This window comes from Kocuria sp. WRN011, assembly GCF_002295155.1.
Lineage (GTDB): Bacteria > Actinomycetota > Actinomycetes > Actinomycetales > Micrococcaceae > Kocuria > Kocuria carniphila.
The window spans coordinates 104,307-120,997 of the sequence record NZ_NSGI01000002.1; the positions used below are offsets into that span (position 1 = coordinate 104,307).

A 16,691-nucleotide genomic window follows, 5' to 3' on the forward strand; every position below is an offset into this window, starting at 1 on the left:
CAGATCACAGTGATCCTAGTCGCACGCTCGTGTTAGCCCGGCCACAATCCCATTGAATGAGAGCAAGCTCACCAGAGCGGCTTGTCGCCCGTCCGCCAGTTGGTACCGCGAATCTTGTCGTGCAGGGCCACGGCGGAGATGTCCGTGAGGCACGCGACCTGGTCCACGACCAGGCGCAGGCGGGCGGCCTCGGCTCCGGGTCCGTCCTCGATCTCGCGCCAGTCCCCCGCGAATTCGGGTGAGAGGAACCGACCATCGGTCTCCATGAGGGCATTGACCAGAATGGTGAGGATCTCGTTCTGGTTGTCGTAGAGCGGTTGGGCGTCGCGCACGGTCATCACGAAGGCCGTGGCAATGCCCTTGAGCACCGCGATCTCCAACTCGGTTTCGTGCGGCACCACCAGCTCGGCTGAATAGCGGGTCAGCTGACCGTCTCCGGCAACGTCACGCGTGGCCTCCACCGCGGACATCGCGAACCGGCCGATCAACTGGCTGGTCATGTTCTTGAGCCTCGCCAGGTCCTTGCGGGAGCCGTCCATGAGAGGTATCCACACCGGGGAGGCCTCCAGGCGACGCAGGGCGGCGTCCAGCTCCTCAGCGGTGGCTTGCGGAAGGTACCAGCGCTGGGTCCACTCGATCACGCGGGCCCGGGCAAGGGGATCAGCCAGTTGACCCAGTTGCAGGGTGTTGGAGGCAATCGCATCCTCCACATCGTGCACGCTGTAAGAGATGTCGTCGGCGAGGTCCATGACCTGGGCTTCCAGGCACTTGCGGCCCTCGATGGCGCCTTCACGCATCCAGCGGAACACCGGCAGGTCGTCCTGGTAGACGCCGAACTTGAGGTTGGGTTTCCCATCCGGGCGCTGCGGTGCATCTTCGGCGCTCCACGGGTACTTGCACGTGGCATCCAATGCGGCGCGGGTGAGATTGAGACCGGCGGGATGGCCGTCCTCGGTGATGATCTTGGGCTCCAGGCGCACCAGGAGTCGCAGGGTCTGGGCATTGCCCTCGAAGCCGCCGATTCCCCGCGTCATGGCCGCGAGCGCCGTCTCCCCGTTGTGCCCGAAGGGCGGGTGCCCCAGGTCGTGGGAGAGACACGCAGCATCCACGACGTCCGGATCGCAACCGAGAGCCTTGCCCAGTTCGCGGCCGATCTGCGCTACTTCCAGGGAGTGGGTCAGGCGATTGCGGACAAAGTCATCCGTGCTCGGTGCGACCACTTGGGTCTTGGCGGCCAACCGCCGCAGAGCGGAGCTGTGCAGCACACGCGCGCGGTCTCGCTCGAAGTGAGAGCGGTGGCGGTTGTGGTGGTTCTCGGCCACGTACCGCTCGGCGTCCTCGTAGGCGTACCCGGCGGGCAGGATTCCCAGGCGATCAGGGGTGTGCAATCGGTTAGCCTCCGGAAACATCGAGTTCAGCGTGCACCAGGCCCAGACGTTCGGCGTCGCCCAGGATGCGGGAGTTCAACCAACCGTCCGGAAGGTGGGGTTTGCGCGGGTTGCCCGCGCGGCCGCGCGGCCCCTCCACGTCCTTGCCGGGGTAGGGCAGGTCCAGATCAAGCTGGTCGAGCAGTTCGCGCAGTCGCGCCAGGCTGGGCACCTGCGCCATCTGCGCGCGAAGCTCGCCGCCCACCGGGTAGCCCTTGAAGTACCAGGGCACGTGCTTACGGATTTCGCGGCAGCCCTTGGCCTCGTCACCGAATTCCTCTGCGAGCAGCTCGGCATGCCGGTAAATGGTCTCCGCGACCTTGCGGACTCCGGGCTTGTATCGCTTGGGGCTGCCCTCGAAAGCCGCCTGCAGGTCACCGAACAGCCACGGGCGGCCCTGGCAACCGCGGCCCACCACCACACCGTCCACGCCGGTCTGTTCGACCATGTGTACGGCATCCTCCGCCGAGAAGATGTCGCCGTTACCGAGCACGGGGATGTCCGGTAGCGCTTCGCGCAGCCGTGCGATCGAGTCCCAGTCGGCCTTGCCGGAGTAGTGCTGCTGCAGAGTGCGACCGTGCAGGGCAACCGCGGCCACGCCTTCATCACGTGCCATCCGGCCCGCATCCAGGTAGGTCTGGTGCTCATCGTCAATGCCGATTCGCATCTTAATGGTCACCGGGATGTTCGCCTCGGAGGCCTCCTGAACCGCGGTGCGAATGATCGCCCGGAACAGGTCGGTCTTCCACGGCAGGGCAGAACCGCCGCCGCGCTTGGTGACCTTGGGGACCGGACAACCGAAGTTCAGGTCGATGTGATCCGCGCGGTCCTCCTGCGCGACCATGCGCACAGCATTGCCAACGTTGACCGCGTCCACGCCGTAGATCTGGATGGAACGCGGAGTCTCGTCCGGGTCGTGATGAATGATCCGCAGCGACTCCGGGCGGCGTTCAACCAGGGCCCGCGCGGTGACCATTTCGGTGACGTACAGTCCCCCGCCGTACTCGCGGCACAGCTTGCGGAAGGACTTGTTGGTCACCCCCGCCATGGGCGCCAGAACCACGGGCACGTCGATTGTCAACGGTCCCAGCTGCAACGGTTTCAGGTTCAACACGGCCGGTTCCCGGTCCGCGGTCTCAAGATCTATGGTGCTCATCGTGGGCCATTGTCTCACTATTCGAGTTAACGCGTGCCGAGCTGTCCACCTGCTCCAAGCGCACCGCGAGCTTGAACGCCCGCACCTGTTCGTCGCGGCGGCCCAGGGCTTTGTACACGGCTCCTAGATCCCGCAGACATTGCACCCACTCCCGCGTGTGGGCCTCCGGATCCGGCAGCGCGGGATAAAGGTTACTGGCGTGGTAGAGGGCGTGAGCGGCGTCATTCCAGGCCATCATGTCCTCGGCGAGCGCCGCGAGTCCCTTCCAACACATGATCTGTCCGGCAATGTCCCCGCGCAGCTCACAACCCGCGAGAACCTTCTCGTAGTGGTCGTTCGCCAGTCTGCGACGGCCGGCTGCCTGTGCCGCCGTGGCCAGGTGCGAGGTCCACCGCAGATCCTCGCGTGAGACGAACTCCACACCATGCTCGGTACCCATGGGCCGCGACGGGTCCACCCCGGCCGCCTTGGCGCCCTCCTGGAACTCGCGATACGCGTCCCACGGGCGCCCCTCCAGCAGCAGGACGTCACCCAGACTCTCCAGGCACCGCACCCGCCCGCCCACGGATCGCGCGGTCCGCGGTGCGCGCCGGTACTGGGTCGCGGCCAGCCGGTAATGGTGTTCCGCTCCTGGCAGGTCAGCAGAATCTCGCGCCAGGTCCCCCAACGACGACGCCGCATCGCCGGCTACCAGCCACACCTCACCCAGTCGTGCGGTGCGCAGGGCGGCCTCGAAGGACTCTCGCGCCACCGCGGTATCCCCGGTTTTGAGGGCCGCGAGTCCGCGTTTGAGTCGTCGTTTGGCACTGGCCGCTGCGAACACGGGTGACTCCTAGGGGTGAGTGACATTTTTGGCAGAGGATCGCACAATACCTAGCCTCATTCTGGCGAACCTCTGCCCAGAATGTTCAGCGCCTGGGGCTCGACAGAAAGCTCCGCAGGAATCAGAGGATCCTGCGGCCCGCTTCGGACGGTTGCAAGGTCAAAAAGAGCGGTTCGCGGAAGCCGTTCTGGGCAAAGCACAACTGCACGGCCGCGGCCAGCCGATCCACGGACTCCAACGACACCAGGGCAATCACCGATCCGCCGAATCCGCCACCCACGACCTTGGCACCCAGCGCACCCGCGGACAGGCACCCGTCCACCGCGGCATCTAGTTCCGGGACGGTGACCTCGCAGTCATCTCGCATGGATTCATGACCCTCCACCAGGAGGCGACCCACGAACGCCCAGTCGGGGGAATCCGAGTGCAGCTCATCGGCGATCTGCACCGAGCGCACCATCTCTGTCATCGAATGTCGCAGCCTCAACCGAGTGTTCTCACGGTCCTCGGTGAGCTCCGCGCCCACCTCAAGAAGGTGATCGAAGCGATCGAGGACGGCAGCGGCGTCGTCGGGGGTGGGATGCTCAGGAAGCGCATCGCGCAACGTGGGCACATCCAAGACCGCTGCCGCGGCCTCGCACTCGGCCCGGCGGGAACTGTACTGACCATCCGCGAGCTTGTGCGGGGCGCGGGTATCGATGGCCAGCCACGTGAGGCCGGCGAGCGCGGGATCGGCGGGTAAGCGGACGACGTCGAAATCGCGGCAGTCCAGCGCCAGGATCTCCCCCGCGTGCGAGCGCAGGGACGCCGTCTGGTCCAGGCCGCCCGTGTTGGCACCCACGATGTAGTTTTCTGCGTCCATGCAGGCGCGAGCGAGGGCTCGGCGTAAGGCGTCGTTCGGGTGATCGTTGCCGGTGTTCAAGGAGAACAGCGAGAGCGCCACCGAGCATTCGAGAGCGGCGGAGGAGGCGAGCCCGGCCCCGATCGGCACCGTGGAGTCGACCATCAGGTCCGCCCCGAAACTCGTAGGCAGCCCGAGTTCGGGCACCGCGACGGGGTGCGCGGATGCCCCGCGGGCCACCCGATTCATCCCCCAGGACACGCCGGCCACGTATCCGAACCACCCGGAGATGACCCCGGGTTCAATGTCGTCGATGCGGGTGGAACGGGGGCGGTCATCGGCCACGGACTCGTCCGCGTCCTGCATCGACTGAGCGTTGAGCACGCCGTCCTCACGAGGCGCAGCGGCCGTCAACGTGACGTACTGATGAGCGAACGGGAGGCACATACCACCGGAGAAATCCACGTACTCGCCCATGAGATTGGCGCGGCCGGGTGCGGCCCACACACCCACCGGTGCGCGGCCATAAGCCTCTTCGAACTTCTGGCTCAGCCGCTGTGCCCGCTCGAGGACATCCGGCTGACCGACCCACCGTGGGCGCGCGAAATCTTCCGGTGTGGCGGTTTCGCTGAGCTCACAGGACACGGGCGGATTCCTCACATGACGTTGACACCGGGGTGCGACGGACTGGGCTGACAAACCATTGTCCACTACCCGGCGCGGAAGTAGTGCTCCAGCTCCTCCAGCGACTTGTCCTTGGTCTCCGGAGCCACCCGGTACACCCACACCAGCGCGATGACCTGCAGCACCACGAAGATCAGGATCGTGTACCCCACGCCCAGCGAATCGGTGAGGATCGGGAACGTCAGGCCCACCACGAACGTCATCATCCACAAGATCCAAGCGCACACACCCATACCCACGCCACGCACGTTCAGCGGGAAAATTTCGGACATGTACAGCCAGGTCACCGTGCCGATGCAGCACTGCATGAACCCCACGAACACCACGATGCACGCGAGGATCACCCACGCTCGCGCCTCGTTGGTTTCCGGGATCAGCAAGTAGGACAGCGCAAAGGCCGTCAACGACGTCGCCGTGCCCGCCAAGCCGGAAAGCAACAGCTTGCGGCGCCCCACGTACTTGAGCAGGTACATGGCCAGTCCCACGGCCAGCACCCCCACCACGCCCGGGATGATGTTCGCGTAGAAAGCGCCGTTACCGCCGAAACCGACGTCCTGGAGAACGGTCACGCCGTAGTACTGGATGGCGTTGATGCCGGAGATCTGGTTGATGATGGCCATGGACGCGCCCAGGATGAAGATCCTGCGGATCCAGGGAATGCGCACCAGGTCCATGACCCGCGCGGTGGGGCGGTTCTTGTCCTCCTCGGCCAGTTGGAGGACGGTCTCGCCCTCCCTCGAGTCGTAGGCGTCTTCTCTGATGCGGCGGAGCACCTCGAACATTCGGTCGACGGAACCGTTGCGCGCCAGCCAGCGCGGTGACTCGGGGACCACAATCATGCCGACCCAGAGGATCAGCGCGGGGATGGTGGCGAGGACCAACATGTAGCGCCACACGTGCGGGATGTGGCCGAACGCGGTAGCGAGTCCGGCGTTGAAGACGAACGCGAGTGCCTGCCCACCCACGATCATGAGTTCGTTCTGGGCAACCACGCGACCCCGCAAATGTGCGGGCGCCAGTTCCGCCAAGAACACCGGGACGATCACGGAGGCCGCACCGACGGCCAGGCCGAGGATGCAGCGAAATGCCACGAGGGTCGTGACGGTCGGCGCTGTTCCACAGCCGATCGTTGCAATCACAAAGATGACGGCCAGGATCAGCAGCACTCTACGGCGACCGAAATGGTCGGCCAGCTTGCCGCCGAAGGCCGCACCCCATGCCGCACCGAACGGCAGAATCGAAGCAACCAGACCCTCCAGGAACGGCGTGAGCTGAAGGTCGTCCACCATGGATGGCAGGGCACCGTTGATCACTCCGGTGTCGTAGCCGAACAGCAGACCACCGAACGTGGCCACCGTGGCAATAAACTTGAGCCGCCTGTTCATGGGCGGTTTACTCTCCGCGGGCACCGTTTTCAATGACATGGCCGTCCTTTCTCCATAGAACGTCATACCACTGACGGTCACTCGGAACCCAACCGCTGGTCGGGTTTCGCAGTAACGATGCCTCCGGATGGGAACTATGGAGTGATGCCGTGCTCGGAAAGTTTGGTTTTGAACGCCCGCCACATGTTTGCGTAGCTGAAATCCTCGGTGATCTTCGCCCGACCTGCGCTCGCCAACGCCTCGCGTTCCGATGATGACTCCACGAGGTGGCCGATGACGCGCTGCCACCCTTTGCTGTCCCCCACGGAAACGGGAGCGGCGTATGACGCGTCAAAATATTCGCTGAGTGCGGTCGTTGCGGTGTAGGCCACAGCCGCCCCGGAAGCCGCTGCTTCTAAGGCAACCGATTGGCCCGTGGGATACGCCAGTTCTTCAGTCGGGACGGCGACGATCTTGGCACGCCTCAGCATCGCGCGGTATTGGTCGAACGGCACGACTCCGTGCACGACCACGTTGTCCGGCACAGTCAATCCGGCGAGATTCGCGGGCTGACACAGGACATGGACAGTGACGTCCAGGTCCCCCACTCCATCGAAGAACGTTCCGTAATCGCGTCCGTGATCAAACCCTGCGGCGAGAACGTCGATATCCCGTTCAACATCTTCACCGTCGAACAGTTCCGGCGCGCAGCCGAACGGGATGGCATCCACCTGTTCCGGTCTGAACCCGGCGTCGATCAGGATCTCGATCTGATTGCGGCTCAGTGTGAGGATCAGGTCAACTGCCTCGAACTGCCGGACCAGCGCACGGCGGTCCTCTGGATTCGCCTTAGAGATCCATTCGGCCAGCCAGCACGAAATCATGACCATGGGTGTTCCTGCGTAAGGCGGGATTCCACGTCTCTTGAGCTGAGCCGCGAACTTTGAATTGGGTTCCAGCAGTCCGAGAATCAGATCCGCCCGCTGGGCTTTGGGTATGGATCGGACCGGAACAACAATCTTTGTGCTGGTGCGATGTTCGATGACATCGCGAAGCTTGCGCGGCAGCCTTCCCTGAAGCGGTTGAACACCGCTCAGTTCAAATCCCAGATCCGGCAAGAGGTCTATGCCGTATGGGCCTTGCCGGAAATCACCTTCGAAGAGAACCAGGGTCTTCACGCGAGTCACACACCTTGCAGGGGACTGAGAGGGCGTCCTGAGCCTAGTCGACCAGCGTCACCGTCTCCGTGACCACGTGCGCCACCCCAGCCTCGAGCAGGTTGTCCACGACAGCCACCAGTGGGGTCATGGAGTCGTCCACTTCGAGCTCGACCGGGTAGTCGTTGACGAGCAGGGCCAGCAGCTTCTCCACCGCCTCGCCGGTTCCCGCTTCGCTGTCCTCCGCCCCTGGCACGTAGCCCAGCAGCACGTCAGCCGCCTCGAACTCGGCCGGTTCCTGATCCGGGTTGTGCGGATCGAAGGGGCGGTAGCTCACGGCAAAGGCCGAAATGGGAGCCTTGCCACCGGAAGCCCCGGTCCCGTCGCGCAGCACCACGGCACCGAAGGCACCGGCCTTGTCCGACAGCAACTGCTGATTGACTGCGCCGATCCCGATCTCGCCCACGGGATCCCACTCGTGCACCGAACGGTAGAACTCCCACACGGCGCGCGTGAGTTCCACCGATCCGGTCGCGAGATCCTCAACGGTCTGAGCGGGAGTACCGTCCGCGTTCTGCCCCAGCGTGGGCATCGGCAGCGCGCCAGCGTTGACGCGGACGACGCGTGACCGCATGGCCGGACGCAGCCCCTCGGCCTGAGCAAACTGCTGCCCGACCGACTCCGGAGTCACCCGGGTGCGCAGCGCGCTGACGCCCGACGGCGCCTGCTCGGCTTCCGCGCGCAACCTCGCCACGAGTTCGTGGCCAATTCCTTCGCGCTGACGATCCGGCGCAACTTCCGCGTAGGCCCACAATCGCTGCGGGTGCCACGGGGATTCGTACACCACCCCCGCGCCCACGGGCACACCGGAATCGGTGGCCACGAGCGTGCGGGAGAAAGCGGCGTCGTCGTTGGCACCCAAACGGGCGCGGAAGGCTTGGGCGGGGGCCGACGGCGCGTCCGGCCAGACCTCCAGCAAGCGGAGGTCGTCGTCTTCGCGCCACGGACGGTACTCGATGCTCATGCGGTCCTTACTTCTCGAGACGCTCGGCGAGGTACTGGCTCACGCGGTCCAGGCCAACGCGCTCCTGCGTCATTTCGTCGCGGGAACGGATGGTCACGGCTTGGTCCTCGAGGGTATCGAAGTCCACGGTGACGCAGAACGGCGTGCCGATCTCGTCCTGGCGGCGGTAACGACGGCCGATGGCGCCGGCGTCGTCGTAGTCGATGTTCCAGCGGCGGCGCAGCTCGGCGTCCAGGTTCTGGGCGACCGGCTTGAGGTCGTCCTTCTTGGACAACGGCAGCACCGCAGCCTTGACCGGGGCCAGGCGCGGATCGAGCTTGAGCACGGTGCGCTTGTCCACGCCGCCCTTGGTGTTGGGGGCCTCGTCCTCGACGTAGGCGTCGACCAGGAAGGCCATCATGGAGCGGGTCAGGCCGAAGGACGGTTCGATCACGTACGGCGTGTAGCGGTCGCCGGACGCCTGATCGAAGTACTGCATCTTGTCGCCGGAGTGCTCGGTGTGGTTGGACAGGTCGAAGTCCGTGCGGTTGGCCACGCCCATGAGCTCGCCCCACTCGGAGCCCTGGAAACCGAAGCGGTACTCGATGTCGATGGTGCCGTCCGAGTAGTGCGCGCGCTCATCCGCGGGCACGTCGAAGCGACGCATGTTGTCCGGGTTCACGCCCAAATCCACGAACCAGTCCCAGCACGCCTCGACCCACTCGTCGAAGTACTTCTGGGCGTCGTCCGGGTGGATGAAGTACTCGATCTCCATTTGCTCGAACTCGCGCGTACGGAAGATGAAGTTACCCGGGGTGATCTCGTTGCGGAACGCCTTGCCGATCTGCCCGATGCCGAACGGCGGCTTCTTACGCGATGCGTTGAGCACGTTGAGGAAGTTCACGAAGATGCCCTGGGCGGTCTCGGGGCGCAGGTAGTGCTTGCCCTCTTCGTTGTCCACGGGGCCCAGGAAGGTCTTCATCAGACCGGAGAACTGCTGCGGCTCGGTCCACTTGCCGTCCTGACCGGTCTCCGGGTCCTTGACGTCCGCCAAGCCGTTGACCGGCGGGTGACCGTGCTTGGCCTCGTAGGCCTCGAGCAGGTGATCGGCGCGGTAACGCTTGTGGGTGTGCAGCGATTCGACCAGCGGGTCGGTGAAGGTCTCCACGTGGCCGGAAGCTTCCCACACGGCCGAGGGCAGGATGATGGACGAGTCCAGGCCCACCATGTCCGCGCGGCCGCGCACGAAGGTCTGCCACCACTCACGCTTGATGTTTTCCTTCAGTTCCGCGCCCAAGGGTCCGTAGTCCCACGCGGAGCGCGAACCGCCGTAAATTTCACCCGCCTGAAAGACAAAACCTCGGCGCTTGGCCAGGGAGATGACATTGTCCAGGGTGGTTTTGGCAGCCATGCGTGCTCACATCCGTTTCTCGCCCGACCGCTGGCTGCGGCCGCGCGCGTGGAATCAGTTGGGTGGTTCTTGAGGGCGCTACTGACGACGACGCCGCGGGGCGGCTTTCGTGCGCTCGGCACCACGAATGAGACGCCCGAGATGACGTCTCTGTTCCAGGGTAGCCACTACGCGGAAAACTCGCCTAACTCGCCGGTTCGAGGTGAGTCAGACGAGTCTTCGTAGCGGTTTCTCTTGCGGGGTTTAGACGAATGCCGAGACGCCGGTCAACGCCCGGGACACGATGAGTGCGTTGATGTGATAGCTGCCCTCATAGGTGTAAATGGCCTCGAGGTCGCCCAGCACCTTGGAGATCTCGTAGTCGCTGAGCAGGCCGTTGCCACCGAGCGCATCGCGCGCCAACAACGCCGATTGACGGCCCAGTCGCGTAGCCGTGGACTTGGCGATGGCCGCGTGCATCATCTCGAGCTCGCCGGTCTCCTGCAGTCGTGCCATCTGGACCATCATCGCGGAGCTTGCGGCCAGATTGCCGGCGATCTCCGCCATGGCCTGCTGGATCACCTGGAAACGCGCCAGCGGCTTGCCGAACTGGAGGCGCTCGAGCGAGTAGTCACGCAGGATGTCCAAAATGGCCTGCTGGGCGCCCACGGCCTGCCACCCGACCCAGGCTCGGGAATCCTTCAGGAGTTCGTTGGCGGCATCGAAGCTGATGGCGCCGGGCAGGAGCGCGGAGCGGGGTACGCGGATCTCGTTGAGCACGATGTCCGCGTTCTGCATGATGCGCAGACCCATTTTGTTGGCGATCTTCGTGGCCGTGTAACCGGGGTGGGTGGTGTCCACGGCAAAGCACTTGATCAGACCGTCCGCGGTGTCGCGGGCCCACACGAGGGCGACCGCAGCCACGGTACCGGCACCGATCCAGCGCTTTTCACCTTGGATGACCCATTCGTCACCGTCCAACGTGGCGGTGGTGGCCAGGCCACCAGCGATGTCGGAACCGTGGGTGGGCTCGGTCAGGCAAAAGGCGCCCAACTGCGTCAGCTCGGAGAGGCCGGGCAACCACTGGGCTTTCTGTTCCTCCGAGCCCAGTTCCGCAATCGTTCCCACGATCAGTTCGTTGTGGATGCCAATCAGCGCGGACAGTGAGACGTCCGCCCGTGCGATCTGCGAGTGCACGATGCCCTGGAACAACCGTGAAGAACCATCCAGGAACAGTTTGCCGAGTCCCAGTTCCGCGAGCGCGGGCAGCAGCTCGGTGGGCAGGTGCTCACGATTCCACGGGTCGATGGACTGCTTGCGCACGTGGGTCTGCAAATGCTCCTTGATCATGGCCAAGCGCTCACGTTCGGCCGGATCGAGGAGGGACTCCACGTGCAGAAGGTCGACGTCCGGCAAGAGGCTCTGTGGTGCCTTACCGGACTGGGAGAGGGTCGCGCTGGTCATGATCGTGGTCCTCAAATTTCTCGGTATTCCGATTGTGGTCTTTCCAACTATAGGCCTTCCAAGTATATTTGTGGTGTCGTGAGTCACACTTTTTTGCCAACGGACTCTTCAGAGCCGTTGCCGCCACCTGGTGAGCACGGCACGTCAGGATCACGACCGCATATCTAGGAGGCCTCGAAAGCCATGACCGTGACGAACGAATTTCGCACCGCCCGTGACCACCTGGTGTCACTCCAACAGGACTGGGAGCGTGCCCGCGAGGAATTTGTGTGGCCTCGCTTCGACCACTTCAACTTCGGTTTCGACTGGTTCGACCAGGTTGCAGCATCCCCCGAGCGCAAGGACCAGGATGCGCTGATCATTCTCGAAGAGGACGGCTCAGAGTTGCGCCGGACCTTCGGCGAGCTCGGCCGCGACTCGAACAAGGTGGCCAACTGGCTGCGGGAGCAGGGCGTGCAGCGCGGTGACCGCGTCATTCTCATGCTCAACAACCAGGTGGAACTGTGGGAGTCGATGCTCGCCTGCATCAAGCTCGAGGCCGTCATGGTTCCCACCACCACACAAATGGGACCCGCAGACCTCGAGGACCGGGTGACCCGCGCCGAAGCCAAGTGGGCCATCGTGGGTATGCAGGACGCCCCCAAGTTCGCCCCGGTGGACGGCGACTACACCGTGATCTATGTGCCCGGCGTCTACACCCCGGCCGACCAGGTCAAGGAGCCGCAAGCCGGTGGCCGCACCGTCATCAACTACAACGAGGCCTACGACGCCTCCCCCGAACTGAGCCAGGACTCCCCCACCGGTGCGGATGAGACCCTACTGCTCTATTTCACCTCCGGCACCACGTCTAAGCCCAAACTCGTGGAGCACACGCACACCTCCTACCCCGTGGGGCACCTGTCCACCATGTACTGGATCGGACTGGAACCCGGCGACATCCACCTCAACGTGGCCTCGCCGGGTTGGGCCAAGCACGCGTGGTCCAACTTCTTTGCTCCCTGGATCGCCGAGGCCACCATCTTCGTGTACAACTTCCGCAAGTTCGACGCCGCCGCGCTCATGAGCGTGATGGACAAGATCGGCGTGACCAGCCTGTGCGCACCGCCCACCGTGTGGCGCATGCTCATTAAGGCAGATCTGAGCCTGTTGCAGACTGCACCCCAGAAGACCGTGTCGGCTGGTGAGCCACTCAACGCCGAGGTCATCGAGCAGGTCAACCGGGCCTGGGGTTGCACGATTCGCGACGGCTTCGGCCAGACGGAATCCTCCCTGCAGGTGGCCAACACCCCCGGACGCCGCATCGTGATTGGCTCCATGGGCGTACCGCTTCCCGGTTTCGATGTGGTGCTCATCGATCCGATGACCGATGAGGAAGCGGACGAGGGAGAACTCTGTCTGCGTCTGGACCCCCGCCCGGTGGGTCTGATGCGCGGCTACTACGGCGACAAGGCCAAGACCGATGATGTGTTCCGCAACGGTCTCTATCACACCGGTGACGTGGTCTCCCGTGACGAGAACGGCATCTTCACCTACGTGGGCCGCGCGGATGACGTGTTCAAGTCCAGTGACTACAAGGTCTCGCCGTTCGAGTTGGAATCGGTTCTGGTCGAGCACCCGGCGGTCATGGAAGCGGCCATTGTGCCGACCCCCGACGAGCTGCGGTTGGCCATCCCCAAGGCCTTCGTGACCTTGAGTTCGGGGTACGAGCCCACCGCGGAGACTGCCACGGAAATCCTGCAGTTCTGCCTGAGCAAGTTGCCTCCGTACAAGCGCATCCGCCGGATCGAGTTCTTGGAACTGCCCAAGACGATCTCCGGCAAGATTCGGCGTGTGGAGCTCCGGAAGGCGGAGGAACAACGGTCCGAATCGGGTGAGGCGCCGGAGGGCTACGGCACGGAATTCCGTGAGGAAGACCTGACGCTCAAGCGCTAGAGCTCCTTCAACGGCCGGTGGCGCAGATATGACACCGGCCGTTGCTCCTCCCCCGGTCAGAGTTCCCCCAACCCCCGGAATAGAATGGTCCAATGTCCAATAGTCGTACGCTCACGAAAGATCCGATTGCGGAAGCCCAGCGCAACTGGGTGCGCAATGGCTGGGAAGATGCCTCGGGTCCCATGGCTGCCGTCACGGCCATCATGCGGGTCCAGCAGATCCTGCTGGCAGAGGCCGAGCAGGTACTCAAGCCCTTCAAACTGACCTTCGCCCGCTACGAGCTCATTGCCCTGCTCAGCTTCACGCGGGAACAGCAGATGCTCATGAAGCGCGCCAGCGCCCTGCTGCAGGTTCACCCGACGTCGGTGACCAATGCGGTGGATCGACTGGAGGACGCCGGCCTGGTCAAGCGCGAGCCCCTCAAGACGGACCGTCGGGCCATGACCATCGTGCTGACCGCCAAGGGGAAAAAGATCGCGGCCGAGGCCACGGCGGCCTTGAACCAGGAGTTATTCCTGCAAACAGGTTTCGAGCCCGACGAGGTGGACTCGTTGATCAGCATTCTGAGTCGCTTCCGCGCCCGTTCCGGGGACTTCGAGGACTCGCCAACTGCCCCGTGAGCACTGAATCCGGTACATCCGGCCCGAAACAACTGGCCGCGTAGGGTCCGGATTTTCGGTCGTTTCCGCCACTCAGTCATGACGCTGGGAGCCAGGCAAGACTCGTGCCCCGCCTCCGGGAGATCGGAGACGGGGCACGAGTTCTGTTGGGACGCTACTTCGCGTTGCCGCTGTCCTCACGGATGGTGTTGATGATTCCGGAGAAGTCCTGTCGGGCACCCTCACCGTCGGAGAACTTCTTGTAGATCTCCGCAGCCAACTGACCCATTTGGGCATCCACGCCCGTCTGCTCAATGGCGGTCACGGCCAGGTTGAGGTCTTTGGACATCAGCGCACCACCGAAACCGGGCTGGTAGTCGTTGTTGGCCGGGCTCGTGGGAACCGGCCCCGGCACGGGGCAGTTGGTGGTCAGTGCCCAGCACTGGCCGGAAGCCTTGGAGACCACGTCGTACATGGCCTGATGTTCCAACCCGAGCTTCTCGGCGAGGACGAAGGCCTCACTGACGGCCACCATGGAGATCCCCAGGATCATGTTGTTGCAGATCTTCGCGGCCTGTCCCATGCCGTTGTCACCGCAGTGCACGATCCGGGCACCCATGATGTCCAGGAGGGGGTAGATCTCCTGATACACGTCGTCCGGTGCGCCCACCATGAACGCGAGAGTTCCGGCCTGAGCACCCACCACACCGCCGGAGACCGGGGCGTCGGCAGCCTTGAAACCGGCCTCCTTGGCCAGGGTGGCCACCTCCTGAGCCTCGGAGATGTTGATGGTCGAGCAATCCAGGAAAGTGGCACCGGCCGGGGCCGCGGCGAGAAGGCCCTCGGCGCCGTCGGCACCCGTGTAGGCGGCCTTCACGTGCTGGCCGGAGGGGAACATGGTGATGACCACCTGCGCGTCCCGCACGGCCTCCTGAGGGCTGTCCGCCACGGTGATCCCGTTTTCACGAGCGACATCGAGCGCAGCGGGGACCACGTCGAAACCGGTCACGGGGACGCCCGCTTGAACCAGGTTCACGGCCATCGGCCCGCCCATGTGCCCCAACCCCAGGAACGCTACGCGCGGCGGGGTGGCTGTCGGTGAAGTGTTCATGACTCTCCTTCGAGTTCGGAAATCAGGGACTCGGTATGACGTCAGCTACCTTCGGGCATCACGAAGCTGGCGCCTTCCTTGGCACCCGAGGGCCAGCGCGTGGTGACCGTTTTGGTCTTGGTGTAGAACTTCAGACCGTCCGTACCGTGCTGGTTCAAATCGCCGAAGCCCGAGGCTTTCCAGCCGCCGAAGGTGTAGTACGCAATCGGCACGGGAATCGGGACATTGACACCCACCATGCCGACCTCCACACGGGTGGTGAAGTCACGGGCCGTGTCACCGTCGCGAGTGAAGATGGCCACGCCGTTGCCGTATTCGTGCTCGCTGGGCAGTCGGAGGGCTTCCTCGTAGTCCGCGGCACGGGCGATGCACAGCACCGGGCCGAAGATCTCTTCCTTGTAGATGCGCATATCCGGGGTCACGCGGTCGAACAACGTGGCACCGACCCAGAAGCCGTTGGGGTGACCGTCAACGGTCGCACCGCGTCCGTCCACGAGCAGCTCAGCGCCCTCGTCCACACCAATTCCGATGTAGTTCTCGATGCGCTCCTTGGCGTCCTTGCCGACCACGGGGCCAAAGTCCGAAGACTCATCCAGCGACGGGCCCAACGTGAGCTTGTCAATGCGTTCGCGCAGCAACTCCACGAGCTTGTCCGCGGTGGCCTCACCCACGGGAACGGCCACGGAGATCGCCATGCAACGCTCACCGGCAGAACCGTATGCCGCACCCATGAGGGCATCGGCAGCCTGCTCGAGATCCGCGTCCGGCATGATCACCATATGGTTCTTGGCGCCGCCGAAGCACTGCGCGCGCTTGTTGTGCTTGGCCGCTCCCATGTAGATCGACTGGGCGATCGGAGAGGAACCGACAAATCCGATGGCCTTGATGCGGGGATCTTCGATGAGAGTGTCCACCGCGGTCTTGTCACCGTGGATCACGTTCAGGGTGCCCTCGGGCATACCGGCCTCAAGAGCCAGCTCGGCCAGGCGAACGGGCACGGATGGGTCACGCTCGGAGGGCTTGAGGACAAAGGTGTTACCGGCGGCCAGGGCAATGCCGGCCTTCCACAGCGGGATCATGGCGGGGAAGTTGAACGGGGTGATACCCGCGACCACCCCGAGCGGCTGACGTAGCGAGTGCACGTCGATCCCGGTACCCGCCGCGGTCGAGTACTCACCCTTGAGCAGATGGGGTGCACCTGCAGCGAACTCGACCACCTCGACACCTCGCTGGATGTCGCCCTTGGCATCCGGGAAGGTCTTGCCGTGCTCGTTGGAGAGCAGCGTGGCCAGCTCGTCCATGTTCTCGTTGATGAGATCCACCCACTTGAGCAACACTCGACCGCGGCGCTGCGCATTGGTGGTGGACCACTTGGCGAAGGCCTGCTGCGAGGAATCGATCGCATTCTCTACTTCCTCGACCGAGGCCAGAGGAACCTGAGCGGCTACCTCACCCTTGACCGGGTTGTAGACGTCTTGGAAGCGTCCGGACGTGCCTTCTACGCGGCGGCCGGAAATGAAGTGAGGAACCTGAGTCATTGGTGCTCTCCTGAATGGTTGGTGCGTCGCGCTGTGACGTGTGTCTCACAGATAATCTAACGACAAACCATTGGACATGCAACTAATTTTTTCGGTTCGTTCTCCACGCCGACGCCGCTCGGTCCGGCCTCGCGGTTCGGACGGGTTGATTCGCCGGCACCAACTCTGCGATCACGCTGCGTGCGACGACGGGCGGTTCCGT

13 protein-coding genes are annotated in these 16,691 nt (G+C 64.1%); 2 read left to right on the top strand and 11 right to left on the bottom strand.

The window, feature by feature from the left end; genetic code table 11:
- Positions 1-68 precede the first annotated feature (68 nt).
- The 9 genes from CKW39_RS03285 to CKW39_RS03325 all read right to left on the bottom strand — a co-directional run bounded on the left by CKW39_RS03285 (position 69) and on the right by CKW39_RS03325 (position 11,309).
- A complete protein-coding gene (locus tag CKW39_RS03285) occupies positions 69-1,409 on the bottom strand; it encodes a deoxyguanosinetriphosphate triphosphohydrolase (RefSeq protein ID WP_173674273.1) in 1,341 nt (446 codons plus the stop codon).
- Complete coding sequence (gene dusB, locus CKW39_RS03290; protein WP_095796745.1) at positions 1,393-2,583, bottom strand: tRNA dihydrouridine synthase DusB; 1,191 nt, start codon at positions 2,581-2,583, stop codon at positions 1,393-1,395. Before dusB ends, CKW39_RS03285 begins: the two co-directional genes overlap by 17 nt.
- Complete coding sequence (locus tag CKW39_RS03295) at positions 2,564-3,406, bottom strand: hypothetical protein (RefSeq protein ID WP_095796746.1); 843 nt, start codon at positions 3,404-3,406, stop codon at positions 2,564-2,566. The genes dusB and CKW39_RS03295 overlap by 20 nt, the downstream gene beginning before the upstream one ends.
- Before the next feature lie 121 nt (positions 3,407-3,527).
- On the bottom strand, positions 3,528-4,892 hold the full coding sequence (locus tag CKW39_RS03300) for a galactokinase family protein (RefSeq protein WP_095796747.1): 1,365 nt from the start codon (positions 4,890-4,892) through the stop codon (positions 3,528-3,530).
- Positions 4,893-4,957: 65 nt separating this feature from the next.
- On the bottom strand, positions 4,958-6,355 hold the full coding sequence (locus tag CKW39_RS03305; RefSeq protein ID WP_254049252.1) for a sugar porter family MFS transporter: 1,398 nt from the start codon (positions 6,353-6,355) through the stop codon (positions 4,958-4,960).
- 95 nt (positions 6,356-6,450) lie between these two features.
- The gene (locus tag CKW39_RS03310; RefSeq protein WP_095796749.1) at positions 6,451-7,473 is read right to left on the bottom strand and encodes a glycosyltransferase; all 1,023 of its coding nucleotides are present in this window, start codon (positions 7,471-7,473) and stop codon (positions 6,451-6,453) included.
- A 43-nt stretch (positions 7,474-7,516) separates the two neighbouring features.
- Positions 7,517-8,476, bottom strand: coding sequence for a GNAT family N-acetyltransferase (locus CKW39_RS03315; RefSeq protein ID WP_095796750.1), 960 nt, complete (start codon positions 8,474-8,476; stop codon positions 7,517-7,519).
- 7 nt (positions 8,477-8,483) lie between these two features.
- Positions 8,484-9,866 carry a glycine--tRNA ligase gene (locus tag CKW39_RS03320; protein ID WP_095796751.1) on the bottom strand — a complete coding sequence of 461 codons (1,383 nt, stop codon included), beginning with the start codon at positions 9,864-9,866 and terminating at the stop codon, positions 8,484-8,486.
- A gap of 243 nt (positions 9,867-10,109) precedes the next feature.
- Positions 10,110-11,309 (bottom strand): acyl-CoA dehydrogenase family protein, encoded by a 1,200-nt coding sequence (locus CKW39_RS03325; RefSeq protein ID WP_095796752.1) that lies wholly within the window; start codon positions 11,307-11,309, stop codon positions 10,110-10,112.
- Between the two features lie 183 nt (positions 11,310-11,492).
- Here CKW39_RS03325 and CKW39_RS03330 point away from each other — a divergent pair, with 183 nt between their 5' ends.
- Both CKW39_RS03330 and CKW39_RS03335 read left to right on the top strand, forming a co-directional pair.
- Complete coding sequence (locus CKW39_RS03330; protein WP_095796753.1) at positions 11,493-13,241, top strand: AMP-binding protein; 1,749 nt, start codon at positions 11,493-11,495, stop codon at positions 13,239-13,241.
- A gap of 92 nt (positions 13,242-13,333) precedes the next feature.
- Positions 13,334-13,861 carry a MarR family winged helix-turn-helix transcriptional regulator gene (locus CKW39_RS03335; RefSeq protein WP_095796754.1) on the top strand — a complete coding sequence of 176 codons (528 nt, stop codon included), beginning with the start codon at positions 13,334-13,336 and terminating at the stop codon, positions 13,859-13,861.
- Between the two features lie 154 nt (positions 13,862-14,015).
- Here CKW39_RS03335 and mmsB read toward each other — a convergent pair whose 3' ends face one another.
- Together mmsB and CKW39_RS03345 are read right to left on the bottom strand one after the other, a co-directional pair.
- Positions 14,016-14,951, bottom strand: coding sequence for a 3-hydroxyisobutyrate dehydrogenase (gene mmsB, locus CKW39_RS03340; RefSeq protein WP_095796755.1), 936 nt, complete (start codon positions 14,949-14,951; stop codon positions 14,016-14,018).
- A 41-nt stretch (positions 14,952-14,992) separates the two neighbouring features.
- Complete coding sequence (locus CKW39_RS03345; protein WP_095796756.1) at positions 14,993-16,489, bottom strand: CoA-acylating methylmalonate-semialdehyde dehydrogenase; 1,497 nt, start codon at positions 16,487-16,489, stop codon at positions 14,993-14,995.
- Positions 16,490-16,691 lie beyond the last annotated feature (202 nt).